Source organism: Mycobacterium colombiense CECT 3035, from assembly GCF_002105755.1.
Lineage (GTDB): Bacteria > Actinomycetota > Actinomycetes > Mycobacteriales > Mycobacteriaceae > Mycobacterium > Mycobacterium colombiense.
Window position 1 is genome coordinate 5,246,383 of the sequence record NZ_CP020821.1, and the last position, 22,304, is coordinate 5,268,686.

Genomic DNA, 22,304 nt, shown 5'->3' on the forward strand with positions numbered 1-22,304 from the left:
CGGTCACCCGATGTGCAGGGCCACCACCATCCAGCGGGTTGCGCCCGCGGCGTCGACCTGCTCGACCCGGCAGGCGATGGCGTGGATCCGGTTCCCGCGGCTGTAGGAACCGAACACCTCGGCCGCCGAGTCCGGGTCGCGGTGACCGGCCGCCTGTAGCCGCATGCGGCGCAACACGGCGGCGCCGCGGTGGCCGCCCGCGGCCGAACGGCCAACCGCGGCCACCGAATCCACCAGGCTGGGCGCCAGCAGCGGAGTCAACTGGGCGGCGGGCCGGCGGCGGTCGATGACCTCCAGCACCCGGCGCAGCGCGGCGTCGGCGAAGACGGCGGCCTGACGCAGCCGCGGGGACATGACCGCGCCGGGACCCGGTTCCGGAGTCCTGCTGGGCTGCCCGGTGTAGGACCGCGGCGGCGCGTGGCCGCCGCGGCGGCGCAACGTCGGTCGCGCGGATTGCCGGCACTGCGCGGCGGGGTGCGGCACGTCGTGCGTTGGCGGCTCGTAGTCGACGACCGGTACGACGGTGAAAGCGTCAGGTGGATTCGCAACAGGGCTAGGGTTCAACGCGCACTCTCCAACTCTCGGCCGGACCTTCAAGCCTGCTGGAGAGGGGCAGACGGTGGTTAGTCAGTGGTCATCATGGCACAACTCGGCCGCGCGCGTACCCACGCTGACTGGTGCACGGCGGCACGGTTACCGTGGGCGGGACATGGGTCCCCGGGGGCCCGAGGGCACGGGCAGGAACTGACCAGGAGGACTGCGCCGCATGGTGAGTCGCTTGTCCCCGCCGGACGCCTCGTTCTACCGGATGGAGAACACCGCGACCCCCATGTACGTCGGATCGCTGTCGATCCTGCGTCGCCCCCGGGCCGGCCTGAGCTACGAGACCCTGCTGGCCACCGTCGAGCAGCGGCTGCCGCAGATACCGCGCTACCGGCAGAAGGTGCGGGAGGTGCGGGTCGGCACGGCCCGGCCGGTGTGGCTCGACGACAACGACTTCGACATCACCTATCACGTGCGGCGCTCGGCGTTGCCGTCGCCGGGCAGCGACGAGCAGCTGCACGAGCTGATCGCGCGGCTGGCCGCGCGGCCGCTGGACAAGTCCCGCCCGCTGTGGGAGATGTATCTGGTCGAAGGCCTGTCCAAGAACCGGGTGGCGCTCTACACCAAGTCGCATCAGGCGTTGATCAACGGCATGTCGGCGCTGGAGATCAACCACGTCATCGCCGACCGGACGAAACGGCCGCCACCGTTCCCCGAGGACATCTGGATCCCGGAGCGCGACCCCGGCAACACCCGGCTGATGTTGGGCGCCGTCAGCGAATGGGTGACCGGGCCGGGCGCGCAGCTGCGGGCCGTCGGTTCGATGGTGGGTGGCCTGTTGACCAACCACGGCGACTGGCTCGACGCCGGCCGCCGGGCGGTCGACCTGGTGCGCACCGTGACCCGGGGCACCGCCCCCAGCAGCCCGCTCAATGCCACCGTGTCGCGGCACCGGCGCTTCACGGTCGCGCGCGGCAGCCTCGACGATTACCGCGCCGTGCGCGCGCGCTATGACTGCGACGTCAACGACGTGGTGCTGGCGGTCATCGCCGGCGCGCTGGGGAACTGGCTGATGTCACGCGGGGTGGCGGTCTCGGCCACCGCGACGGTACGGGCGATGGCGCCGCTGTCGGTGTACGACGACGGCGACCTCGACACGAGCGGGCCGGGCCAGGCGATCAGCCAGGTGATGCCGTTCCTCGTCGACCTGCCGGTGGGGGAGCCGAACGCGGTGGTGCGGCTGTCGCAGATCGCCCACGCCACCGAATCGAATCCGACGGCCGCCCAGCTGGTGGACGCCAGAACCATCGTCACACTGTCGGGTTTCGCCCCGCCGACGCTGCACGCGATGGGCATCCGGGTGGCGACCAGCTTCCCGAGCTTCTCCAAGCGCACCTTCAACCTGCTCATCACCAACGCCCCGGGTGCCCAGTCGCAGATGTACATCGCCGGCACCAAATTGCTGGAGACCTACGCGGTGCCGCCGCTGCTGCACAATCAGGCGCTGGCCATCGGCGTGACGTCGTACAACGGCGAGCTGTACTACGGAATCAACGCCGACCGCGAAGCCATGAGCGATGTCGAGCTGCTGCCCGGACTGCTGAACCAGGCGCTCGAAGAACTGCTGGAGGCGTCCCGGTCCTAGTCGGCGGTGAAAAGGCCTGCGTGGGGCTATTATTCGTTGCTGTGAGCACCGCGAAAACCGACCGCGCACCGGCGAAGGCGACCAAGAAGAAGTCGGCGGGCTCGGCCGGGCCCAGGATCTCCGACGAGGTCTACGAAGCCGAATTGTTCCGGCTGCAAACGGAATTGGTGAAGCTGCAGGAGTGGGTGCGGCAGTCCGGGACGCGGCTGGTGGTGCTGTTCGAGGGCCGCGACGCCGCCGGCAAGGGCGGTGCCATCAAACGGATTACCGAGTACCTCAGCCCGCGGATCGCCCACATCGCCGCGCTGCCGGTGCCCTCGGATCGGGAACGCGGCCAGTGGTATTACCAGCGCTACATCGCCCACCTGCCCACCAAGGGCGAGATCGTGCTCTTCGACCGGTCCTGGTACAACCGGGCGGGCATCGAGAAGGTGATGGGATTCTGCACGCCGCAGGAGTATGCGCGGTTCATGCGGCAGACGCCGATCTTCGAGCAGATGCTGATCGACGACGGGATCCTGCTGCGCAAGTACTGGTTCTCGGTCTCCGAGGCCGAACAGCTGCGCCGGTTCAAGGCGCGGCGCAACGATCCGGTCCGGCGCTGGAAGCTGTCCCCGATCGACCTGGAGTCGGTATACCGGTGGGAGGATTATTCACGCGCCAAGGACGAGATGATGGTGCATACCGACACCCCGGAAAGTCCGTGGTATGTCGTGGAATCCGATATCAAGAAGCACGCACGACTGAACATGATGGCCCATTTGTTGTCCTCCGTCCCGTACCACGACGTCGAGACGCCCAAGGTCAAGCTGCCGGCGCATCCCGTCGTCAGTGGCAACTACCGGCGCCCGCCGCGGGAGCTGTCGACGTACGTCGACGACTACGCGGCCACGCTGATCTAGCCCCCATGACGGTCGTCTATATCCCCGCCACGCTGCCCATGTTGGCGCAGCTCGTCGCCGACGGATCGTTGTGGCCGGTCAGCGGCACCGCGTTCGCGCTGACGCCGAGGCTGCGCGAGGCCTACGCCGAGGGCGACGACGACGAGCTCGCCGACGTGGCGCTGCGTGAGGCGGCGCTGGCGTCGCTGCGGCTGCTGGCGGCCCACGACGCCGAAGCGGCGGAGGGCGAGCCCCCGCCGCCCCGCCGTGCGGTGCTGGCCGCCGAGGTCGAGGACGTCACGTACCGTCCCGACCTCGACGACGCCGTGGTCAGGCTTTCGGGGCCGGTGCCGATCGCCGATGTGATCGCCGCCTACGTCGACAACGCCGGGGCCGAGCCGGCGGTGGCGAGGGCGATCGAGGCGATCGACGCCGCCGACCTGGGCGATGAGGACGCCGACCTGATCGTCGGCGATGCGCAGGACCACGATCTGGCCTGGTACGCCAACCAGGAGCTGCCGTTCCTGCTGGAGCTGATGTGACGCAGGATGTGAGGCAAATCGGGCCACAACGCTAGCTACGCAACCGTAGGTTACGGTACCGTAGGTTTCGTGAGGCCCCCAGAATCGATCACAATGGTGAGCGCAACCAAGACGCCGCGTAGTGAGCAGGAGCTTCCCCTGGGCAGACGTAACCCCTCGATCACGGGCAACGTCGTCGACACCAAGCGCCCCGTGGTCGCCGGCGCCGACCGGCACCCCGGCTGGCACGCGCTGCGCAAGCTCGCCGCCCGCATCACGACACCGCTGTTGCCCGACGACTATCTGCACCTGGCCAACCCGCTCTGGTCGGCGCGCGAACTGCGAGGCCGGATCCTGCAGGTGCGCCGCGAGACGGAGGATTCGGCGACGCTGGTCATCAAGCCCGGCTGGGGCTTCAACTTCGACTACCAGCCGGGCCAGTACATCGGCATCGGACTGCTGATGGACGGACGCTGGCGTTGGCGGTCGTACTCGCTCACCTCCGCCCCGGCCGGCGGGGGCGCGCGCTCCGGCCCGGCGCGCACCGTGACCATCACCGTGAAGGCGATGCCGGAGGGCTTCCTGTCGTCGCACCTGGTGGCCGGTGTCGAGCCGGGCACCATCGTCCGGCTGGCCGCTCCGCAGGGCAACTTCGTGCTGCCCGATCCGGCGCCCCGTCGATCCTGTTCCTCACCGCCGGCTCCGGGATCACGCCGGTGATGTCGATGCTGCGAACCCTGGTGCGCCGCAACCAAATCGGAGACATCGTCCACCTGCACTCGGCACCCACCGAGTCCGGCGTGATGTTTCGCGGCGAGCTGTCCGCGCTGGCCGCCGAACACCCCGGCTACCGGATGCGGCTGCGCGAGACGCGCAGCCAGGGCCGGCTGGACCTGTCGGTGCTGGACGACCAGGTACCGGACTGGCGCGAACGCCAGACCTGGGCCTGCGGTCCGGAGGGCATGCTCGCCGAGGCCGAGCGGGTATGGTCGGCCGCGGGTATCGGTGAGCGCTTGCACCTCGAGCGGTTCGCGGTGTCCAAGGCCGCGCCCACCGGCGCCGGCGGCACCGTCACCTTCGCCCGAAGCGGACGCACCGTCGACGCCGACGCTGCGACGTCGCTGATGGACGCGGGCGAGGGCGCCGGGGTGCAGATGCCCTTCGGCTGCCGCATGGGGATCTGCCAGTCGTGCGTGGTCGGGCTGGTGGAGGGCCACGTGCGCGATCTGCGCACCGGCCAGGAGCACGACCCGGGCACCAGGGTGCAGACCTGCATTTCCGCGGCGTCCGGCGATTGCGTGCTCGACATTTAAAGGCTACTCATAGGTAACCTACGGCTTCGTAGGTTACGATAGCGTAGGTCTGGAACACGTTAAGGACCGAAAAACTACCGCAGGGAGATCACGACGATGGCGATCACAGACGTCGACGTATTCGCCCATCTGACGGACGCCGACATCGAAAACCTGGCCGTTGAGCTCGATGCCATCCGCCAGGACGTGGAAGACTCGCGCGGCGAGCGGGATGCCCGCTACATCCGCCGCACCATCGCGGCCCAGCGCGCGCTGGAGGTGAGCGGCCGGCTGCTGCTGGCCGCCAGCTCGCGGCGCTCGGCCTGGTGGGCGGGCACGGTGACCCTGGGCGTGGCCAAGATCGTCGAGAACATGGAGATCGGCCACAACGTCATGCACGGCCAGTGGGACTGGATGAACGACCCCGAGATTCACTCCTCGACGTGGGAGTGGGACATGAGCGGGTCGTCCAAGCACTGGCGCTACACGCACAACTTCGTGCACCACAAGTACACGAACATCCTCGGAATGGACGACGACGTGGGCTACGGCCTGCTGCGCGTCACCCGCGACCAGCGCTGGAAGCGCTTCAACATCTTCAACCTGGTGTACAACACCCTGCTCGCGCTGCTCTTCGAGTGGGGCGTCGGCCTGCAGCACGTGGAGCTCGGCAAGATCGCCAAGCGCCGGATGGACAACGACGAAGCCCGGCAACGCGTCGATGAGTTCCTGGCCAAGGCCGGACGGCAGGTGCTCAAGGACTATGTCGCGTTCCCCGCGTTGACCTCGTTGTCACCCGGCGCCAGCTACACCTCGACGTTGAAGGCCAACGCGCTCGCCAACGTGATCCGCAACGTGTGGGCCAACGCGGTGATCTTCTGCGGCCATTTCCCTGACGGCGCAGAGAAATTCACCAAGACCGACATGATCGGCGAGACCAAGGGGCAGTGGTACCTGCGCCAGATGCTGGGCAGCGCCAACTTCGAGGCCGGCCCAGCACTGCGCTTCATGAGCGGGAACCTGTCCCACCAGATCGAGCACCACCTGTTCCCGGATCTGCCGAGCAATCGGTACGCCGAGATCGCGGTGCGGGTGCGCCAGGTGTGCGACAAGTACGACTTGCCTTACACCACAGGGTCTTTCCTGCTCCAGTACGCCAAGACGTGGCGCACGCTGGCCAAGCTGTCGCTGCCGAACAAGTACCTGCGCGACGACGCCGACAACGCGCCGGAGACCCGCAGCGAGCGGATGTTCGCCGAGCTCGAGCCGGGTTTCCTGGGTACCGATCCGGTCACCGGCCGCCGCCGCGGCCTGAAGTCCGCAATCGCCGCGGTGCGTGGTTGGCGCCGCGGGAAGCGGACAGCGGCGGCCCGTGCCGCCGGCGAAGGCCTGGCAGCCTAACCGGCCGTTGGCTTTTCGGGCCCGGCCGTCATCTGCTGGGGTGGTCGATCTGGATCAGCCGGTGGGCCAGCTCGGCCAGCGGCGTGTTCGAGGTCTGCGACAACCTCACCAGCAGTTCGAAGGCCGCCGCCGCATCGATGTCGAAGCGTTCCATCAGCACGCCCTTGGCCTGGCCGATGATGTCGCGGGTTTCCAGAGCGCGCTGAAGTTGCTGAATCTCTTGGGTCATCGCTGATGTGCCGTCCGGCCCCGCGCGGGGCTGGGCGGCCAGGGCCGCCAGCACATGGAGTTGTTCGGCGCCGTCGAACGCCCGACCGCCCGCGCTGGTGAGCGACAACGCCGCCAGCGCCTGGTCGAGTGATGTGACCTCGGCGACCTGGTGCAGCACGCCGATGGCTTCGTCGCCGTCGTGCACCGCAACATTGCGGGCCGTCCACAGTTTCGGCAGGAAGATGTCGGGATCCCGCGGGTCGGTGATGTCGTAGCGCATGATCGGCATGACGTCGGTCCCGTTGCGGCCCAGCGCGGAGTCCACGGACGCCGCCAGCAGCTCCAGGCCGCTGGCCTGCGGGTCATCGGGATTCTCCGGGAACACCTCGGCGACGTAGCCGCCGAGCAACTCGTTGCGCCCGCGCAGGGAGATCCTTTCGTACGCCGCGTTCAGGCCGCGAATGCGCAGGTCCGGGTCCAAGAACATCAGGGCGGTTTTGGCCGATCCGGGCGCCAAAACCGCTGACAGCGCATGGAAACGGTGTTCGTCCAGCACTCGAGAGATTCGTCGGTTCGGCTGCATTAATAGCGCGTACCCAGTCTGTTACGAGCTATTGGTCATCCGGCGGCTGAAGTCCGCTGCCACATTCATAGAAGTCCGTAGCAAGTGTGGAGCCGACGCCGAGTTCGCCGGCGACCGCGTCGATCGCCCGCTGCGCGAGGCGCACGTCCACCCGATAGGCGGGGGTGAAGTACGGGCCGACATAGCGCTCGTAATGCCGTTTCGCCTCATCGGCGGTGAGCCGGTCGAGGAACCAGTTGACGTAGTCGGCGGCGCGGCCGGGTTGTTCGGCGAGCAGCCGCAGCGCCCGCCGATGGGCCCGCAGCATGGCCTGCAGCGGCGGGCTGTCCGGGGGGAGGTGAACGGGGTCGACCGCGACGCCCACCGTGGGGATCTGGAAATGATCGCCGACCCAGGCCAGCAGGTGAAAGCCCTCTTCGGTGGCGACCTGCTCGGGGGACAGGGTGCTGCCGACATAGGCCGCATCGATCGAGCCGTCGCGCATCCGGCGCAGGTCCATCTGGTAGTCGCCCGGATGCCGCACCACGCAGTGCACGTCGCGGTCGGGGTCCAGGCCGTGCTGACGCAGAACGATCCGGGCGAACGTGCCCGGCGGGCTGTGGGCGGCGTGCACGGCCAGGCGCCGGCCGCGCAGATCCGCCATGGACCTCACCTGTGCGTTACCGAGAAACCAGAACAATGGGCGATCGGTGTTGACGCCCAACGCTTTCCAGCCGATCCCGTCGTGCAGCCGCGACAGCAGGGCCCGACCCAGCCCGATCACCGCGGCATGGCGCAGCCGCTGTGCGCTCCAGCCGACGCCATCGCGGATGGCGACGTGGATGCCTTCGTCGCGGTAGTAGTCCTCCTGATCGGCGACGTGGGCGACCAACTCCTCGTGAATGCCCCGCCCGACGTAAGCGAGATCGATCGTCTGCACGCCGAATCCCCTTTCCCGGTCGCAGAATCCGCTGCTAATCCATGGCGAGGCCGCCGTTGACCTCCAGGCAGTGGCCGGTGATGAAGCCGGAATCCTCGCCGGCCAGAAACGCCACCGTCTTTGCCACTTCCTCGGGGCTGACGAGCCGCCCCATGGGATTCGCCGCGCCGAGCTGGCGTATCTCATCGGCCGTCAACAGGGCGCTCGCCGTGGGATCGGCGACGGTGGCCGGCGAGACGAGGTTGGCGGTGATCTGGTGCGGGGCCAGCTCGAGTGCGACGTAGCGGACAAACTGGTCCATTGCCGCCTTGGCGGTTCCCACCGTGATCATGCCCTGCCTGGGCCGGCGGGACAATATCGTGGTGAGATAGATCAGCCGGCCATACCTGCGCGAAACCATGTCGGGGACAACGGCTTTGGTCACCAGGAAGGCGGCGTGCAGTTCGCGGTCCAGTTTGCCGCCGAGCTGCTCCCAGCTCAGGTCGGCGAACGAGGTGACGTCGTAGGGGATCAGCGCGTTGTGCACGAGCACCTCGACGCCGCCCCACCTCGCGTCGATCTCGCCAACCATTCCGGCGACCTGGTCGGGTTCGGTGACGTCGGCCCGGATCGCGACGGCCTCACCGCCGGCCGCGGTCGCGGCCCCGACCACCTCGTCGGCCTCCGCGGAGCTGGACCGGTAGTTGACGACCACCCGAAAGCCCTGCTCCGCCAGAGTCAATGCGGTCGCCGCGCCGATGCCCCGGCTGGCTCCCGTGATCACCGCAACACGACCCATCGGCGCTACCTCCGACCGTGCTCAGCGCCTGGCTGGCACGCGCGAACGATACTCCCGAGGTGCACCCGGGTAAAGGGGATGCGATTGGCTCCGCGGTCCGGAGGGGCGTACTCGCCGTCAGGGATGGGTGACCAGGTAGGTCTCGTTGTCCAGGTCGGCGGTGAGTTCCTCGACGTCGAAGGGGCGGTCCAGCCGCGCGTGGAACGCCTCGCAATCGATGAGCAGGCTTATCTCCGCGGTTTGACGGGCGAGCAGTCGCCCGATGAGGGGATAGATTCGGCGCATGATCGCCCGCTCCGCGGCGGTGCAGCGCGACGCGCAATAGCCGACGTGGCCTATCTCGTCGGTGAGGATCTCGCTGTAGAGCAGTTCGATTCGTTCGGCGACGTGCGGTTCGTCGGCGAAAAGCCTTCTGCCGGCACGGCGTAATTCATCGAACAGGATGCAGCCCGCCATCTCCCCGGCCCCGACGAACAGGAAACCGAGCCGTTCGGGCAGGAAGACGTTCGCTTTGACGAACTGGCGGACGACGAAGGGTGGGGCCACGACCTGGAAGGTCAGGTCGAACGCCTCGAGCGCGTAGGCCAGCAGCCGGGTGTGGTAGTGCTCTTCCAGTTCGACGTAGACGCGCTCGGGCGGCACGCTCTCGTCGCTGTTGCGCCCGTAGGTTTCACCCAGTCCCACGCCGAATCGCTCCGCCTGATTGAGCTTTGCGGTTGCCAGCAGGAAGAGCATCCTGTCATCCAGGCCGGGTTCGGGTCGCCGGCGGCGCAGGTTGCGCAGGAAAACGGCGCGGTCGGCGGGATGGACCGACCGGACGGGATTGGATTCCAGGTCGCTGAAGAACTGCTCGCGATTGGCCAGGCGCCTGTTGAGCAGATCGGCCTCGCCGTCACGCTTGGCCAGGAAGTCCCGATAGCCCTCGATTCCGGTGCGATTCATCGCTTCTCCATCCCTTTGACAACCGTTGTCACGTAACGGCTTAACAGCGCGGCATCGTGGGCCCCCGTGGCCAGCAGCGCGAAGAGGCCGGTGAGGAAAAACGAGGCGAGTTCGGTCGCGTCGACCTCGGGGTCGACCTGGCCATCGTCCTGGGCCCGACCGATGACGTCCACCACGAATTGTCCGAGCGGGTGCCGGGCGAACTCGTCCTCGATCGGACGGGTCGAGGAGAAATGCAATCCGAGCATGTCCCGGAAAACCGCTTCGCCCAAACGTTTTTCGGCGCTGAGCACGTGCCGTACGAGCTGGGACAGCACCGACATCAGATCGCCCTTGGCGACGCCGAGTTCGCTGATGATCCGGGTCTCCTCGACGCGTTCCACCTCGACGAGGACGTGCTCCTTCGTCGGGAAGTGGAAATAGAACGTCCCCGGGCGACGCCCGCGTCGGCGACGATCGCGCTGACATCGGCGGCGGCCAGTCCGCGCCGCGAAATCTCGGCCAGCGCCGCGTCGAACAGGCGCGCCCGGGTTTCCAGCCGTCGGGTTTCGCGGACGCTCCCGCCCGGCGACCCGGTCGCGGATGGCGCGCGCGGTGACCCCATGGAGGCACCGTACGCCCACTGACTGACGGTCGTCAATGACGGGTGTCAGTCAGTGCCGATCGCGGGAGCCGGGGCACCCGCTTGCTAGACATGTATCGTCAAGCTTCCGGCAAGCGCGCACGTGCACGTGCGTGTGCGAATAACTGAGGACGCCCGACGATGAGCGGTCAATGCAGCGACGACATCGAACGCATCGCCAACCGCCTGGGGTTCAGCTGCGAGCACGCCTCGCCCTGGGTGACGTTGAGAAACCCGTTCGGACTGGCGAATTGGACGCTGCCCGTGGTCGAACTGCTCATCGTCGCGGGCGCCGTGCTGGCACTCTGGTGGGCGATCCGCCGACTGCGCCGCGACGGGGACCCGGCGAACATCGTGATCTGGTTCGCCACGGTCGTCTATCTGCTGATCGTCGAGCCGCCCCTGTACTTTCCGACCGTCTTCGGCATTGACGACTCCATCGGTGCGGTCTTCGCGCACAACGTCTTCACGGTCCAGTTCATGTACGACCGGCTGCCGATCTACATCGTCGCGCTGTACCCCGCGATGATGACGTTGGCCTACGAAGTGGTCCGCAGCCTTGGCGTGTTCCGCGACTGGGGCGCGGTCGTCGGCGCGGTGTGTGTGGGATTTGTGCACAACTGCTTCTACGAGATCTTCGACCAGTTGGGTCCGCAGCTGCGCTGGTGGGCGTGGAACACCGACAACGCGATCAACCGTCCGATGCTGGCCGCGGTGCCGATGAGCAGCGTCCTGCTGTTCGCCACCGTGGGTCCGGCCTGCGTCGCACTGTTCACCCAGCTATTGGTCACCCGTCCCATCGAGCGCGGGCGATATCTGAGCCGAATGTCATTGACCGGCCGGACATTCTGCGTGGCCGCGCTGGTGCCCGTCGGCCTGGTCGTTGCCAATATCCCGATCCTGCTGGCCGGTGGGGACCATCCCGACGGCGGACCGCGGCGGGCGCTGTACTTCGTGATCCTCGGCGCGTTCGCCGTGGTGGCGATCCCGATCCTGTTGCGGCAGTGGCGCAATACCGCGTTCACGCCCGGCGCGCGAAACCCCGTCGTCGCGGTCTTCGGGTCCGCATTCTTACTCGTGCTCGGGGGTTTGTGGTTGTCGGCGCTGCCCGCCTACGAAAAGGCCTCGCACGGCATCACGCCCGACGGGGCGCCCGCCGGCAGCCTGGCCTACGCGACGACGTGTTTCCTGCTCGCCGCCGCACTGACGCTGTCCGTGACCGTGCGCGCCGGCAGACCGTCGGCGCTCATCCGACGAAAACAGCTGACCCGCGCGCGCTAACGCGAGTCAGGCAGGCACCGACGCACCGGTCGTCAACAGCCTGGCACCCCGCGCTCACCGGTCGAGCCGGCCGACCACCGTCCGCGCAGCGCTCAGCCGGCCACCTTCTCGGCCAGCGCGGCCAGCTTCGCGTCGAGTTGCTCCGCGGCGCTGAGTAACTCCGGGTTGGGCTGCACGACCATCAGCGACGACGGCTTGACGTAGGTCAGGCTGCTGCCATCGTCCTCCTCGAGCAACAACAGCTCGACCGGGGCGTACAGGCCCGCCGTCACGTCGTGGCGCAGCATGGTGATGGCGATCAGCGGGTTGCCGAGGATGACGCGCAACGCCTTGCGGTCGATGCCGGCCTTGGTGATCCAGGCGCCGTGGTCGACCACGCCGAACAACATGAATCCGCTTGGGCCGACGTGGGATTCGACGCGCTGCCGGTAGGACTCCCAGTCGCCGGAACCCACCGCGATGTCGTTGATCGGCACCGGTTGCTCGCCGATGTCGGCGAGCAACGCGGCACGCAGTTCGTCGTAGCTCTTGGTGCTGTCGTAGCGCACCCGAACGCCGTCGAATTTCGTTTCCTGCATGATCTCAGCCCAATCGCTCGATGATGGTGGCGTTGGCCATGCCGCCGCCCTCGCACATCGTCTGCAGCCCATAGCGGCCGCCGCGCTGTTCCAGCGCGTTGACGAGCGTGGTCATCAGCCGAGCGCCGCTGGCGCCCAACGGGTGACCGATCGCGATCGCACCGCCGTTGACGTTGGTCTTGGCCAGATCGGCGCCGGTGTCCTGCGCCCAGGCCAGCACGACGGGCGCGAACGCCTCGTTCACCTCGAACAGGTCGATGTCGGCCAGCGTCAGCCCCGCCTTCGACAGCACCTTCTCGGTGGCCGGTATGACGCCGGTGAGCATGTAGAGCGGGTCGGAGCCCACCACGGTGGTGGTGTGGATCCGCGCCAGCGGGCGCAGCCCCAGCTTTCTGGCGGCCTCGCTGCTGGCGATCAACACCGCGGCGCTGCCGTCGGACAGCGGCGAGGAGTTGCCGGGTGTGATCTCCCAATTGATCTGCGGGAAGCGCGCTTTGGCGGCGTCACTGTAGAACGCCGGCTGCAGTCCGGCCAGCGTCTTGACCGTGGTGCCGGGGCGGATGATCTCGTCGGTGGCCAGCCCGGCGATCGGAACGAGCTCGTTGTCGAACAGCCCCTCCTTGGTGGCACGCGCGGCCTTCTCGTGGCTGCCGGCCGAGAACTCGTCGAGCTGGGCGCGCGAGAAGCCCCACTTCGCGGCGATCAGCTCGGCGCTGATGCCCTGCGGCACCAGGCCGTCGGGGTAGCGCCGGGTCATGTCCTCGCCCATCGGGTTGCTGCCCGGCGGCACCTGCGAGCCCATCGGCACGCGGCTCATCGACTCCACGCCGCCGGCGATCACCAGGTCGTAGGCGCCGGCGATCACGCCCTGGGCGGCGAAGCTGATGGCCTGCTGGCTGCTGCCGCACTGGCGGTCGATCGTGACACCGGGAACCGATTCGGGAAAGCCCGCGCCCAGCAGCGCATTACGGGCGATGTTGGCCGCCTGGTCGCCGACCTGGGTGACGGCGCCGGCGATGACGTCGTCGACTTGGGCCGGATCCACGCCGGTGCGCGCCACCAACTCGCGCAGGCTGTGGGCCAGCAGATCGGCGGGCAGAACGTCGTGCAGCGCGCCACTGGCCTTGCCCTTGCCGATCGGGGTGCGGACGGCTCCGACGATGACGGCATCGCGATTCATGACTCCTCCTCGAGTCTAGGTATATAACGCTGTACTCAGGTAAACACCTCGGTATGCTTAAAGCAACCCAGCCGCGGAGGTGATTTGGATGACACTGCTGCAAGGACCGCTGGCCGACCGCGATGCCTGGTCGGCGGTGGGCGAGTGCGCGATCGAGAAGGCGATGGCGGTCGTCGGGACCAAATCCGCGATGCTGATCATGCGCGAGGCCTACTACGGCACCACCCGGTTCGACGACTTCGCCCGCCGGGTCGGCATCACCAAGGCCGCCACCTCGGCGCGGCTGAGCGAGCTGGTCGAGCTGGGGCTGCTACGGCGCCGGCCCTATCGGGAGCCCGGGCAGCGCAGCCGCGACGAGTACGTGCTCACCGACGCCGGTCTCGATTTCATGCCGGTGGTGTGGGCGTTGTTCGAGTGGGGCAGACATCACCTGCCGGGCCGCAACCGGCTGCGGCTGACGCATCTGGGCTGCGGCGCCGAGGTGAGCGTCGAAATACGTTGCAGGGAAGGCCATCTGGTGCCGCCCGACGAGCTAGGGATGCGGCTGGCTAAGAAGTCTGGTTGAGCGCGGCCAGCAGCCGGCGGGCCGCGGCGACGCGCCGCGCCGCGGGCCCGGTCAGGGTGTCCAGCGCGCACTCGGGGTCGGCGGGTGGCCCCATGTGCCCGCAGCCGCGCGGGCAGTCCGCGATGGCGTCGGCCAGGTCGGAAAACGCCATCATGACGTCGTCGGGCCGGATGTGGGCGAGCCCGAAGGAACGGATGCCCGGCGTGTCGATCACCCAGCCGGTGGTGCCCAGCGGCTGGGTCAGTGGCAGCGCCACCGACTGCGTCGACGTGTGCCGCCCCCTGCCGATGTCGGTCACGTCGCCGACGGCGCGGTCCGCGTCGGGCACCAGGCGGTTCACCAACGTGGACTTGCCGACGCCGGAATGCCCGAGCAGCACGGTGATCTTGCCCGCGAGCAGGTCCGCCACGGCCAGCAGGGGATCGTCGCGGCCCGCGGTCACCACCGTCAGGTCCAGGTCGACGAACTGCTCCGCGAACGGCTCCGGCGGGGCGAGGTCGGTCTTGGTCAGGCACAGGATCGGCGTGAGTCCGCCGGCGTAGGCGGCGATCAGCGTCCGGTCCACCAGGCCGGTCCGGGGCGGCGGGTCGGCCAGCGCCACCACGATCAGCAGCTGGTCGGCGTTCGCGACCACCACCCGCTCGGTCGGATCGGTGTCATCGGCGGTGCGGCGCAACACCGTTCGCCGCTCCCCGCGACGCACGATGCGGGCCAGCGTGTCCGGCCGCCCGGACAGGTCACCGACCACGTCGACGTCGTCGCCCACCACGATCGGGGTGCGGCCCAGTTCGCGGGCCCGCATGGCGGTGACCCGGCGGTCGACGTCGCCGCCGAGCACGCATCCCCAGCGGCCGCGGTCGACGCTGACCACCATCGCGGCCTCGGCGTCGGCGTGCTCGGGACGCGTCTTGGTCCGCGGGCGCGAGCCCCGGCCGGAGCGGATCTTGACGTCCGACTCGTCGTAGTCGCCGGGCCTCACATGCCGCGCTCTTCCCCGGGCTCCAGCATGCGGGCCCACAGCTGCGGAAAGTCCGGCAGCGTCTTGCTGGTGGCGCCGATGTCGTCGACCTCGACGCCGGCCACCCGCAGCCCGACGATCGCGCCGGCCATCGCCATCCGGTGGTCGGCATAGGAGTGCCAGACCCCGGACCGCAGCGGCGTCGCGGTGATCTTCAGGCCGTCGGGCGTTTCGGTGCAGTCGCCGCCCAGGCGATTGATCTCGGCGCTCAGCGCCGCCAGCCGGTCGGTCTCGTGCCCGCGCAGGTGCGCGATGCCGGACAGCCGCGACACCGACCCCGGCGTCGCCAGCGCCGCCAGCGCGGCCACCGACGGCGTCAGCTCGCCGACCGCGCGCAGGTCGACGTCAAACCCGCCGTAGTCCCCGGACCCCCGCGCCTCCAGGAGCGAACCATTATGCGTCACAACGGCATTGAGCTTGCCCAACACGTTCAGGATGTGCTCGGCGGGCTGCACGCTGCTGGCCGGCCAGCCGGTGATGCGCACCGCGCCGCCGCTGACCACCGCCGCGGCCAGGAAGGGAACGGCGTTGGTCAGGTCCGGCTCCACCTCCCAGTGCCGCGCCGCGACGGGCCCGGGCCGCACCGTCCATTGGTTGGCGACGGAATCGTCGACGTCGACCCCGGCCTGGCGCAGCATCACCACCGTCATCGCGATGTGCGGCGCCGACGGCAGCGATGCACCGGTGTGCCGCACGGTCAGGCCCTCGGCGAACGAGGCCGCGCACAGCAGCAGTCCGGAGACGAACTGCGACGAGGCCGAGGCGTCGATGTCCACGGTGCCGCCGGCGACCGAACCGTTGCCCAGCACCCGGAACGGCAGACCGGAGCCGTCGATCCGGACGCCGAGCCCGCGCAGCGCGTCCAGCAGCGGCGCGATGGGTCGCGCCCGGGCCTGCTCGTCGCCGTCGAACTCCACCGCCGATTCGGCCAGCGCCGCCAGCGGCGGCACGAACCGCAGCACCGTGCCGGCCAGGCCACAATCGACTTGTGCCGGCGGTGTGGGCGCGACGTGGCCGCTCACCGTCAGCTCGGAACCCGACCCGTCGACCCGCAAGCCCAGCGTGCGCAGCGCCCCGATCATCAGGTCGGTGTCGCGGCTGCGCAGCGCCCCGCTGATGGTCGGGCTGCCCTGGTCCTGCGCCGCCGCCAGCGCCGCGAGCACCAGGGCCCGGTTGGTCTGCGATTTCGAACCCGGCACGGTCACGGTCGCGTGCACCGGCCGCGATGCCAGGGGGGCCGTCCATGTCGTCACCGGTCCATCATCGCCTGTCGCCGGTTTCTGCCACCATTGACGTTATGTGTGGACGGTTCGCGGTGACCACCGATCCGGCCCTGCTGGCCGAGAAGATCAAGGCGATCGACGAGGCCACCGGCGCCGAGGGGGCCTCGAACGCCCCGAACTACAACGTGGCCCCGACCTCGACCATCGCGACCGTCGTGAGCAGGCATTCCGAGCCCGAGGACCAGCCGACGCGGCGGGTGCGGCTGATGCGGTGGGGCCTGGTGCCGCCGTGGGCCAAGGCCGGCGCCGACGGTGCGCCCGACGCCAAGGGGCCGATGCTGATTAACGCCCGCGCGGACAAGGTCACCACCTCGCCCGCCTTCCGGGCCAGCGCCAAGTCCAAGCGGTGCCTGATTCCGATGGACGGCTACTACGAGTGGCGGGTCAACTCCGACGACGCCGCCGGCAAGAAGACCCGCAAGACGCCGTTCTTCATGTACTCCGAAGACGGGGAGCCGCTGTTCATGGCGGGCCTGTGGTCGGTGTGGAAACCGGCCAAGGACGCGTCGCCGCTGCTGAGCTGCACGATCATCACCACCGACGCGCCGGGGGAGCTGGCGCAGATTCACGATCGGATGCCGTTGGTGCTGCCCGAGCGCGACTGGGACCGGTGGCTCGACCCGGACGCCGCGATCGACGAGGGCCTGCTGGCCCGCACGCCCGATGTGCGCGCCATCCGGATGCGCGAGGTATCGACGTTGGTCAACAACGTCCGCAACAACGGCCCGCAGTTGCTCGAGCCGGCCGAGCCGCAACCCGAGCAGATGAAAATCCTGTAGCGCTGCTTCAGCCACTACGCCGCCTCGTCGTCGTCTCCGTCGCGCAGCAGTTTCTCGGGGTGGTGGAAGGTATTGGTGCGCGGTTGTCCTCTGTCGAGGTGTGGGGGTGGTTTCCATTCGGTGTCGCCGCGCGTGTTTTTGCGGGTGGTCCAGCCGCCGGGTCGCAGCAGGCGGTGGTGGGGTCCGCAGGCGAAGGTGAGGTCGTTGACGTCGGTGGTGTGGCAGGTAGCCCAGTCGGTGACGTGGTGGACTTCACTGTAGTAGCCGGGCACCGTGCAGCCCGGGTTTGAGCAGCCGCGGTCCTTGGCGTACAACACGATTCGCTGTCCGGGTGAGGCGAGTCGTTTGGTGTGATACAGCGCCAGCGCCTTGCCCTTGTCGAAGATGGCTAAATAGTGACGGGCATGGCGGGCCAGGCGGATCACGTCGCTCATCGGCAGGAGGGTGCCGCCACCGGTCAACCCGCGCCCTGCGGCAGATTCCAGCTCTTGGAGCGTTGTCGTGACGACGATGCTGGCCGGTAACCCGTTGTGCTGACCCAACTCTCCCGACGCCAAGAGCGCGCGCAGGGCGGCGTTGAGCGCGTCGTGGTTGCGCTGGGCCGCCGAACGCGGATCGCGCTCGATGGCCTCTTCGGTGGGAGCGCCGTCCACACACGGCGTCTCGTCGAACGGGTTGCACATGCCCGGCGCGGCCAGTTTGGCCAGCACCGCTTCCAGGGTGGCGCGCGCCTCGGGAGTGAGCCAGCCGCGCAGCGCCGACATGCCGTCGGCTTGCTGATTGCCCAGCGTCAGCCCGCGGCCCCGCGCCCGGTCCTCGTCGGTGAACGTGCCGTCGGGGTTCAGGCAATCGGCCACAGTGCTGGCCAGCGCGGCCAGTTGCTCGGGGCGAAACCGGCTGCCCTCCTTGGCCAACCGAGCCTCGACCTGCTCGCGGGTCGGCATGTCGATCCAGCCGGGCAACTGGTGAAAGAATTTGCGGATCACTGAGACCTGGCCGGAGCCGAGCGTGCCGGCGCGTTGGGCGGCCGCGGTGGCCGCCAGCAGCGGCGGGAGGGGTTCGCCGGTCAGGCCGTGGCGCGGGCCCAGGTCGCGGGCTTCTTTGATGCGCCGCGAGGCCTCGGCGCGGCTGATCAGCGTGGCCTCGGTGATCGCATGGACCACTGTGCCGCCGAGTTCCTCGGAGGGGGATTGGCGGGCCAGGGAATTGATCAGCGGATGCTCGACGGCCGGCAGGCGCCGGCGCTGCTGTTCGCAGCGCTGCAACACCGCCAACTGCTGGCGCGGGTTCAACGCGTCGAGCTTCAGCGCGCACAAGCGATCCCAGGCCGCATCGAGCGCGTCGAACACCTCGTCGACATCCTGCTGATCACTCACACCGCCAAACTAGCCGCACCCACCGACAAAAAAGGCCAACCTGATACCACTGAAACTAAAGTGGCACAGGAGATTTCGCTATGCGTTTTCGATATCCGAATTCAGGCGCTCAAGGCACACCGGACCGTCGTGGGTGACGGCTCACCACACCAAGCCCAAATCAGTTGCTGAGGACCAACTTCCAGTTGCCGTTGACGTTGCGGTCCGGAACGCACCAGAAGTTGTTCCAGCTTCCCGGCGTCGTGGCCTTCACGCCGGGGCCGGCGTTCTGGCATGCCTCCCGCGTCGGGTAGTTGCCCTCGGTCTGGATCGTGTCGGCGCCGCTGACGCCCACACCGATCGTCAACAGCCCGGCCATTGCCAGCATGCCCGCGGCGGCCAATCGCTTCATGTCCATCGCCCAACGGTATGCGGAATCGACGGGCCTCGGAGTGCTTTTCGCCGGACACTTAACTTCGCTGGGCCGCGACCGCCACCGCGGTGGCCACCGCTTCCAGCAACCGGCCGAGTTGCTCGGCGTCCCCGACGTCGCGGTCGCCGGCGGCAAGGCGGGTGAAGACACCGGCGATGAACGTGGTGACGGCGGTGGTCTGCGCGGCCAGCAGCGCCGGGTCGCGGGTGTCGGGCCGCAGGTGCGCGATGGCGTCGCGGGCCAGGCCGTTGATCCGGGCGACGAACACCTGCGACGTCTCGGCCAGGCCGGGATCGCGGGCGGCGCCGAGTAGCAGCTCATGCCGCGCCCTGTTGAGCATCAGGCCGGACCCGTCGGCCTGGATCATGGTCAGCCGCGCCAGATGTGCGAAGGGCGACAGCGGATCGACCGGCTCGTCGATCACCGATTGCAGGTTGGCCACGTCGATCTCCGCGACGCGCTTGCCGACGCCGCGCAGCAGGGCGGCGCGGGTGCGGTAGTAGTACGACGTGGTGCCCTCGGGGACGCCGGCGACGCGGTCGACCCGCCCGTGCGTCAGCCCGCGCGAGCCGTGCTCGGCCAGCACCCGGATCGCCGCGTCGCACAGGTCGCGGCGGCGTTCGTCGCCGTTGCGTCTGCGCGATCTGTCGGTGGCCATGCCCGTCCTCAGCGCAGCACCGTGCCGCCGTCGACGTTGACGACCTGACCGTTGATCCATTCGCCCTCGGCCGAGAGCAGGAAGGCGACCAGCGCTGCGACGTCGGCGGGCTCGCCGACGCGGGGCCCCCGGATGCGCTTGAGCGCCGCGGCCTCCAGGTCCGGCCATTGCGGCACCGAACGGATGGTCTCGGTGGCGGTGAAGCCGGGCGCGACCGCGTTGCAGCGGATGTTGTCCTTGCCCCACCGCGACGCGACGTGGCGGGTGAGCGCGCCGATGCCGGCCTTCGCGGTGGCATAGGCGGGGCGCGCGGGCTCACCCTGGAACGCCGCCGCCGAAGACATGTTGACGATCGCCCCGCCGCCGCGCTTCTGCATTTCCGGGATGGCGTATTTCATCGCCGCCACATACCCGCGCAGGCTCACCGTCATCACCCGGTCCCAGACGTCGAAGTCGATGTCGACCACGTCGGTGTCGGCGCGGATGGTGCTCATGTCGGCGCCCACGTTGAACAGCAGGTCCACTCCGCCGTACGTGGTTGCGGCGCAATCGATCAGGCCGGCGACCGACGCCGGGACGGACAGGTCGAACGCCACCTGGGTCGCGGTGCCGCCGGCCGCGGCGATCCGCGCCGCCGCCTGTCGCGCGGCGTCGACGGCCACGTCGCCGATGACCACCCGGCAGCCCTCCTCGGCCAGCCGGGCGGCGGTCGCCGCACCGAGGCCGGTGGCACCGCCGGCGACGATCGCCACCTTGTCGGACAGGCCGCGCAGTCCCATGAGTGCCCCTTCCCGCGTCGAAGATATTGACTTTACCTCTAGAACTGTAGAGGATCGCCAGTCATGGCAGGGATTCATCGGGAGCGCCCCGGGGCCGGCGACCTCTCGGCGGCGACGGACGCCCCCGCGCGACCCCTGGGCGACGGCGTCTGGATGTCGCCGGGCGTCTCCAACTCCTATGCGGTGGCAACCGACGACGGTCGGGTGATCGTCAACGGCGGGCTGGTCTTCGAAGGCCCGTTGCACCGCAAGGCTTTTGCCGACGTCCCCGGGCCGACGCGGGCCATCGTCGTCACCCAGGGCCACGCCGACCACTGGGGCGGGGTGAACTCGTTGCGCGACTCGGAATCCCACGTGGTCATGCACCGCAACTACCGGTACTGGCGCGACGACAACGCCCTGCTGATGGGCTACCGGGTGCCCAAGACGTCGTTCGCCTTCCAGAAGTTCTCCGACGCCGTGCTGCAACACTTCAAGACCATCGACCCCGCGACCATCGACTTCTCGTTCCCCGAACCGACCACGACCTTCGACCAGCGCCACACCCTCACCGTCGGCGGGCGCGCGTTCGAGCTGGCGTGGACGCCCGGCGGCGAGACCACCGACGCGCTGGTGGTGTGGCTGCCCGAGGACCGAATCCTGTTCACCGGCAACCTGTTCGGGCCGCTGTTCGGCCATGTGCCGAATTTGATGACCATCCGCGGCGACCGGTACCGCGATCCGGTCCTTTACATCGAGTCGTTGAACACGGTGCTGGACTACGGACCTCGGCGGCTGATCACCGGCCACTTCGACCCCATCGAGGGCGCCGATCGCATCGCCGAGGAGGTCACCGCGATGCGCGACGGGATGCAGGCCGTGCACGACCGCACGGCCGAACTGATGAATTCCGGTGCCGACATCCACACCGCGATGCGCGAGGTCGAGATGCCCGAGCACCTCGACATCGGCGAGGGCTACGGCAAGACCTCGTGGAACGTGCGGGCTATCTGGGAGATGTACACCGGATGGTTCCGGCATCGCTCCACCACCGAACTCTATGGCGTGGCGCCGGATTCGGTTGCCGTCGACGTGGTCAGCGCCGCGGGCGCCGACGTGCTGGTGGACGCCGCCCGGGCCCACCTGGCCGTCGGCCGCGCGGTGCAGGCCATCCACCTCACCGACCTGATCCTGGCCGCCCAGCCGATGCATGCCGCCGCGCGGGAGGTGGCCGCCGACGCACACGAGGCGCTGCTTGCCGGCACCGAAAACTTCTGGGAAAAAGCCTGGCTCAACAAATGCATCAATGAATTGAGGGTGGCCGAATGAACTCCGTCAACTTCGATTTCACCGGGGCCCACGTGCTGGTGACCGGCGGTACCAGCGGCATCGGCAACGCGATCGCCGCCGCGTTCGCCGGCGCCGGGGCGGCGGTCACGGTGACCGGCACCCGCGCCTCGGCCGCCGACTATCCCGACACGGACCTGGACGCGTTCACCTACCGCCAGTGCCAGATCCAGGATCCCGGATCCGTTGACACCCTTGCGGATTCGCTGAGCGACCTGGACATCCTGATCAACAACGCGGGCGGCCCCTATCCAGCCGGCGACGAATACGATCCGGACGGCTACGTCGCGTCGGTGACGCAGAACATGCTGGGCCCGATGCGGCTGACCATGCGCTGCCACGAGCGCCTCAAGTCCAGCCGGGCCGCCGGCGGCGCCAGCGTGGTCAGCGTCGTCTCGATGTCCGCGTTCCGCTCGGCGGTCTTCGTCCCGGGTTACGCCTCGTCCAAGATGGGCCTGATAGCCCTGACGATGAATTTGTCCCGCCGGTGGGCCGACGACGGGATCCGGGTCAACGCCATCGCGCCCGGGCTCATCAACACCCGAATGACGCACCCGGCCATGGGGATTCCCGAGGTGATGGACGTCGAGATCGGCTTCCACACGCCGCTGGGCAGGCCCGGCACACCCCAGGACTGCGCCGGGGCGGCGCTGTTCTTGTGCACCGACGCCGCTTCGTACATCACCGGCAGCACCATCGCCGTCGACGGCGGATACCTGACGGTCTAGGGCC

22 protein-coding genes and 2 pseudogenes are annotated in these 22,304 nt (G+C 68.8%); 10 read left to right on the top strand and 14 right to left on the bottom strand.

All coding sequences use genetic code 11. The annotated features are described in order from the left end of the window. Window positions 1–3 precede the first annotated feature (3 nt). Window positions 4–564 carry an Rv3235 family protein gene (locus B9D87_RS24790; protein ID WP_040630932.1) on the bottom strand — a complete coding sequence of 187 codons (561 nt, stop codon included), beginning with the start codon at window positions 562–564 and terminating at the stop codon, window positions 4–6. A 202-nt stretch (window positions 565–766) separates the two neighbouring features. Between B9D87_RS24790 and B9D87_RS27265 the strand changes: the two genes are divergently transcribed. The 5 genes and pseudogenes from B9D87_RS27265 (at window position 767) to B9D87_RS24815 (ending at window position 6,283) form a co-directional block, all read left to right on the top strand. Beyond that, on the top strand, window positions 767–2,188 hold the full coding sequence (locus B9D87_RS27265; protein ID WP_007773104.1) for a WS/DGAT/MGAT family O-acyltransferase: 1,422 nt from the start codon (window positions 767–769) through the stop codon (window positions 2,186–2,188). Between the two features lie 41 nt (window positions 2,189–2,229). Further along, window positions 2,230–3,090 carry a polyphosphate kinase 2 gene (ppk2, locus tag B9D87_RS24800; RefSeq protein WP_040630931.1) on the top strand — a complete coding sequence of 287 codons (861 nt, stop codon included), beginning with the start codon at window positions 2,230–2,232 and terminating at the stop codon, window positions 3,088–3,090. Window positions 3,091–3,095: 5 nt separating this feature from the next. Continuing rightward, the gene (locus B9D87_RS24805) at window positions 3,096–3,611 is read left to right on the top strand and encodes a DUF6912 family protein (protein ID WP_007773099.1); all 516 of its coding nucleotides are present in this window, start codon (window positions 3,096–3,098) and stop codon (window positions 3,609–3,611) included. 96 nt (window positions 3,612–3,707) lie between these two features. Further along, a pseudogene (locus tag B9D87_RS24810) lies at window positions 3,708–4,903 on the top strand (ferredoxin reductase). A gap of 96 nt (window positions 4,904–4,999) precedes the next feature. Then, on the top strand, window positions 5,000–6,283 hold the full coding sequence (locus B9D87_RS24815) for a fatty acid desaturase family protein (RefSeq protein WP_007773096.1): 1,284 nt from the start codon (window positions 5,000–5,002) through the stop codon (window positions 6,281–6,283). 28 nt (window positions 6,284–6,311) lie between these two features. Here B9D87_RS24815 and B9D87_RS24820 read toward each other — a convergent pair whose 3' ends face one another. From B9D87_RS24820 to B9D87_RS24840, 5 genes and pseudogenes are all read right to left on the bottom strand, one after another. Next, on the bottom strand, window positions 6,312–7,049 hold the full coding sequence (locus B9D87_RS24820; protein WP_007773095.1) for an ANTAR domain-containing protein: 738 nt from the start codon (window positions 7,047–7,049) through the stop codon (window positions 6,312–6,314). Window positions 7,050–7,104: 55 nt separating this feature from the next. Continuing rightward, entirely contained in the window at window positions 7,105–7,995 is an 891-nt protein-coding gene (locus B9D87_RS24825; protein ID WP_007773094.1) for an ABC transporter substrate-binding protein, read from the bottom strand. Window positions 7,996–8,029: 34 nt separating this feature from the next. Then, window positions 8,030–8,773 carry an SDR family NAD(P)-dependent oxidoreductase gene (locus B9D87_RS24830; protein WP_007773093.1) on the bottom strand — a complete coding sequence of 248 codons (744 nt, stop codon included), beginning with the start codon at window positions 8,771–8,773 and terminating at the stop codon, window positions 8,030–8,032. 117 nt (window positions 8,774–8,890) lie between these two features. Then, window positions 8,891–9,715, bottom strand: a complete 825-nt coding sequence (locus B9D87_RS24835; protein ID WP_007773092.1) for a hypothetical protein — start codon at window positions 9,713–9,715, stop codon at window positions 8,891–8,893. Beyond that, a pseudogene (locus B9D87_RS24840) lies at window positions 9,712–10,319 on the bottom strand (TetR/AcrR family transcriptional regulator). The gene B9D87_RS24835 and the pseudogene B9D87_RS24840 overlap by 4 nt, the downstream one beginning before the upstream one ends. Window positions 10,320–10,478: 159 nt before the next feature. Here B9D87_RS24840 and B9D87_RS24845 point away from each other — a divergent pair. Further along, complete coding sequence (locus B9D87_RS24845; protein WP_007773088.1) at window positions 10,479–11,618, top strand: hypothetical protein; 1,140 nt, start codon at window positions 10,479–10,481, stop codon at window positions 11,616–11,618. A gap of 92 nt (window positions 11,619–11,710) precedes the next feature. Here the strand turns inward: B9D87_RS24845 and B9D87_RS24850 are convergent, their stop codons facing one another. After that, the gene (locus B9D87_RS24850; protein ID WP_007773086.1) at window positions 11,711–12,196 is read right to left on the bottom strand and encodes a DUF302 domain-containing protein; all 486 of its coding nucleotides are present in this window, start codon (window positions 12,194–12,196) and stop codon (window positions 11,711–11,713) included. Window positions 12,197–12,200: 4 nt separating this feature from the next. Beyond that, window positions 12,201–13,376: a thiolase family protein gene (locus tag B9D87_RS24855; RefSeq protein WP_007773084.1), complete on the bottom strand. Its 1,176-nt coding sequence runs from the start codon at window positions 13,374–13,376 to the stop codon at window positions 12,201–12,203. An 88-nt stretch (window positions 13,377–13,464) separates the two neighbouring features. Here B9D87_RS24855 and B9D87_RS24860 point away from each other — a divergent pair, with 88 nt between their 5' ends. After that, entirely contained in the window at window positions 13,465–13,941 is a 477-nt protein-coding gene (locus tag B9D87_RS24860; RefSeq protein WP_007773083.1) for a winged helix-turn-helix transcriptional regulator, read from the top strand. Here the strand turns inward: B9D87_RS24860 and rsgA are convergent. Together rsgA and aroA are read right to left on the bottom strand one after the other, a co-directional pair. Further along, on the bottom strand, window positions 13,925–14,920 hold the full coding sequence (rsgA, locus tag B9D87_RS24865; RefSeq protein ID WP_007773082.1) for a ribosome small subunit-dependent GTPase A: 996 nt from the start codon (window positions 14,918–14,920) through the stop codon (window positions 13,925–13,927). The two genes, B9D87_RS24860 and rsgA, sit on opposite strands and share 17 nt — an antisense overlap. Then, a complete protein-coding gene (aroA, locus tag B9D87_RS24870; protein WP_007773080.1) occupies window positions 14,917–16,212 on the bottom strand; it encodes a 3-phosphoshikimate 1-carboxyvinyltransferase in 1,296 nt (431 codons plus the stop codon). Before aroA ends, rsgA begins: the two co-directional genes overlap by 4 nt. A gap of 44 nt (window positions 16,213–16,256) precedes the next feature. Between aroA and B9D87_RS24875 the strand changes: the two genes are divergently transcribed. Further along, the gene (locus tag B9D87_RS24875) at window positions 16,257–17,021 is read left to right on the top strand and encodes an SOS response-associated peptidase (protein WP_007773078.1); all 765 of its coding nucleotides are present in this window, start codon (window positions 16,257–16,259) and stop codon (window positions 17,019–17,021) included. Between the two features lie 14 nt (window positions 17,022–17,035). Here the strand turns inward: B9D87_RS24875 and B9D87_RS24880 are convergent, their stop codons facing one another. From B9D87_RS24880 to B9D87_RS24895, 4 genes are all read right to left on the bottom strand, one after another. Beyond that, entirely contained in the window at window positions 17,036–18,397 is a 1,362-nt protein-coding gene (locus tag B9D87_RS24880; RefSeq protein ID WP_007773076.1) for an HNH endonuclease signature motif containing protein, read from the bottom strand. A 160-nt stretch (window positions 18,398–18,557) separates the two neighbouring features. Beyond that, window positions 18,558–18,794: a hypothetical protein gene (locus B9D87_RS24885; RefSeq protein WP_007773075.1), complete on the bottom strand. Its 237-nt coding sequence runs from the start codon at window positions 18,792–18,794 to the stop codon at window positions 18,558–18,560. Window positions 18,795–18,846: 52 nt separating this feature from the next. Beyond that, window positions 18,847–19,467: a TetR/AcrR family transcriptional regulator gene (locus B9D87_RS24890; protein ID WP_007773074.1), complete on the bottom strand. Its 621-nt coding sequence runs from the start codon at window positions 19,465–19,467 to the stop codon at window positions 18,847–18,849. 8 nt (window positions 19,468–19,475) lie between these two features. Further along, window positions 19,476–20,246 (bottom strand): SDR family NAD(P)-dependent oxidoreductase, encoded by a 771-nt coding sequence (locus B9D87_RS24895; RefSeq protein ID WP_007773073.1) that lies wholly within the window; start codon window positions 20,244–20,246, stop codon window positions 19,476–19,478. Between the two features lie 63 nt (window positions 20,247–20,309). Between B9D87_RS24895 and B9D87_RS24900 the strand changes: the two genes are divergently transcribed. Together B9D87_RS24900 and B9D87_RS24905 are read left to right on the top strand one after the other, a co-directional pair. Then, the gene (locus B9D87_RS24900) at window positions 20,310–21,554 is read left to right on the top strand and encodes an alkyl sulfatase dimerization domain-containing protein (RefSeq protein ID WP_007773072.1); all 1,245 of its coding nucleotides are present in this window, start codon (window positions 20,310–20,312) and stop codon (window positions 21,552–21,554) included. Beyond that, on the top strand, window positions 21,551–22,300 hold the full coding sequence (locus B9D87_RS24905; RefSeq protein ID WP_007773071.1) for an SDR family NAD(P)-dependent oxidoreductase: 750 nt from the start codon (window positions 21,551–21,553) through the stop codon (window positions 22,298–22,300). The genes B9D87_RS24900 and B9D87_RS24905 overlap by 4 nt, the downstream gene beginning before the upstream one ends. Window positions 22,301–22,304 lie beyond the last annotated feature (4 nt).

Coding starts and splice junctions, on each gene's coding strand:
- B9D87_RS27265 (WP_007773104.1), top strand. CDS start 767: ATGGTGAGTCGCTTGTCCCCGCCGGACGCCTCGTTCTACCGGATGGAG.
- B9D87_RS24805 (WP_007773099.1), top strand. CDS start 3,096: ATGACGGTCGTCTATATCCCCGCCACGCTGCCCATGTTGGCGCAGCTC.
- B9D87_RS24815 (WP_007773096.1), top strand. CDS start 5,000: ATGGCGATCACAGACGTCGACGTATTCGCCCATCTGACGGACGCCGAC.
- B9D87_RS24830 (WP_007773093.1), bottom strand. CDS start 8,773: ATGGGTCGTGTTGCGGTGATCACGGGAGCCAGCCGGGGCATCGGCGCG.
- B9D87_RS24835 (WP_007773092.1), bottom strand. CDS start 9,715: ATGAATCGCACCGGAATCGAGGGCTATCGGGACTTCCTGGCCAAGCGT.
- B9D87_RS24845 (WP_007773088.1), top strand. CDS start 10,479: ATGAGCGGTCAATGCAGCGACGACATCGAACGCATCGCCAACCGCCTG.
- B9D87_RS24850 (WP_007773086.1), bottom strand. CDS start 12,196: ATGCAGGAAACGAAATTCGACGGCGTTCGGGTGCGCTACGACAGCACC.
- B9D87_RS24855 (WP_007773084.1), bottom strand. CDS start 13,376: ATGAATCGCGATGCCGTCATCGTCGGAGCCGTCCGCACCCCGATCGGC.
- B9D87_RS24860 (WP_007773083.1), top strand. CDS start 13,465: ATGACACTGCTGCAAGGACCGCTGGCCGACCGCGATGCCTGGTCGGCG.
- B9D87_RS24875 (WP_007773078.1), top strand. CDS start 16,257: ATGTGTGGACGGTTCGCGGTGACCACCGATCCGGCCCTGCTGGCCGAG.
- B9D87_RS24885 (WP_007773075.1), bottom strand. CDS start 18,794: ATGGACATGAAGCGATTGGCCGCCGCGGGCATGCTGGCAATGGCCGGG.
- B9D87_RS24890 (WP_007773074.1), bottom strand. CDS start 19,467: ATGGCCACCGACAGATCGCGCAGACGCAACGGCGACGAACGCCGCCGC.
- B9D87_RS24895 (WP_007773073.1), bottom strand. CDS start 20,246: ATGGGACTGCGCGGCCTGTCCGACAAGGTGGCGATCGTCGCCGGCGGT.
- B9D87_RS24900 (WP_007773072.1), top strand. CDS start 20,310: ATGGCAGGGATTCATCGGGAGCGCCCCGGGGCCGGCGACCTCTCGGCG.
- B9D87_RS24905 (WP_007773071.1), top strand. CDS start 21,551: ATGAACTCCGTCAACTTCGATTTCACCGGGGCCCACGTGCTGGTGACC.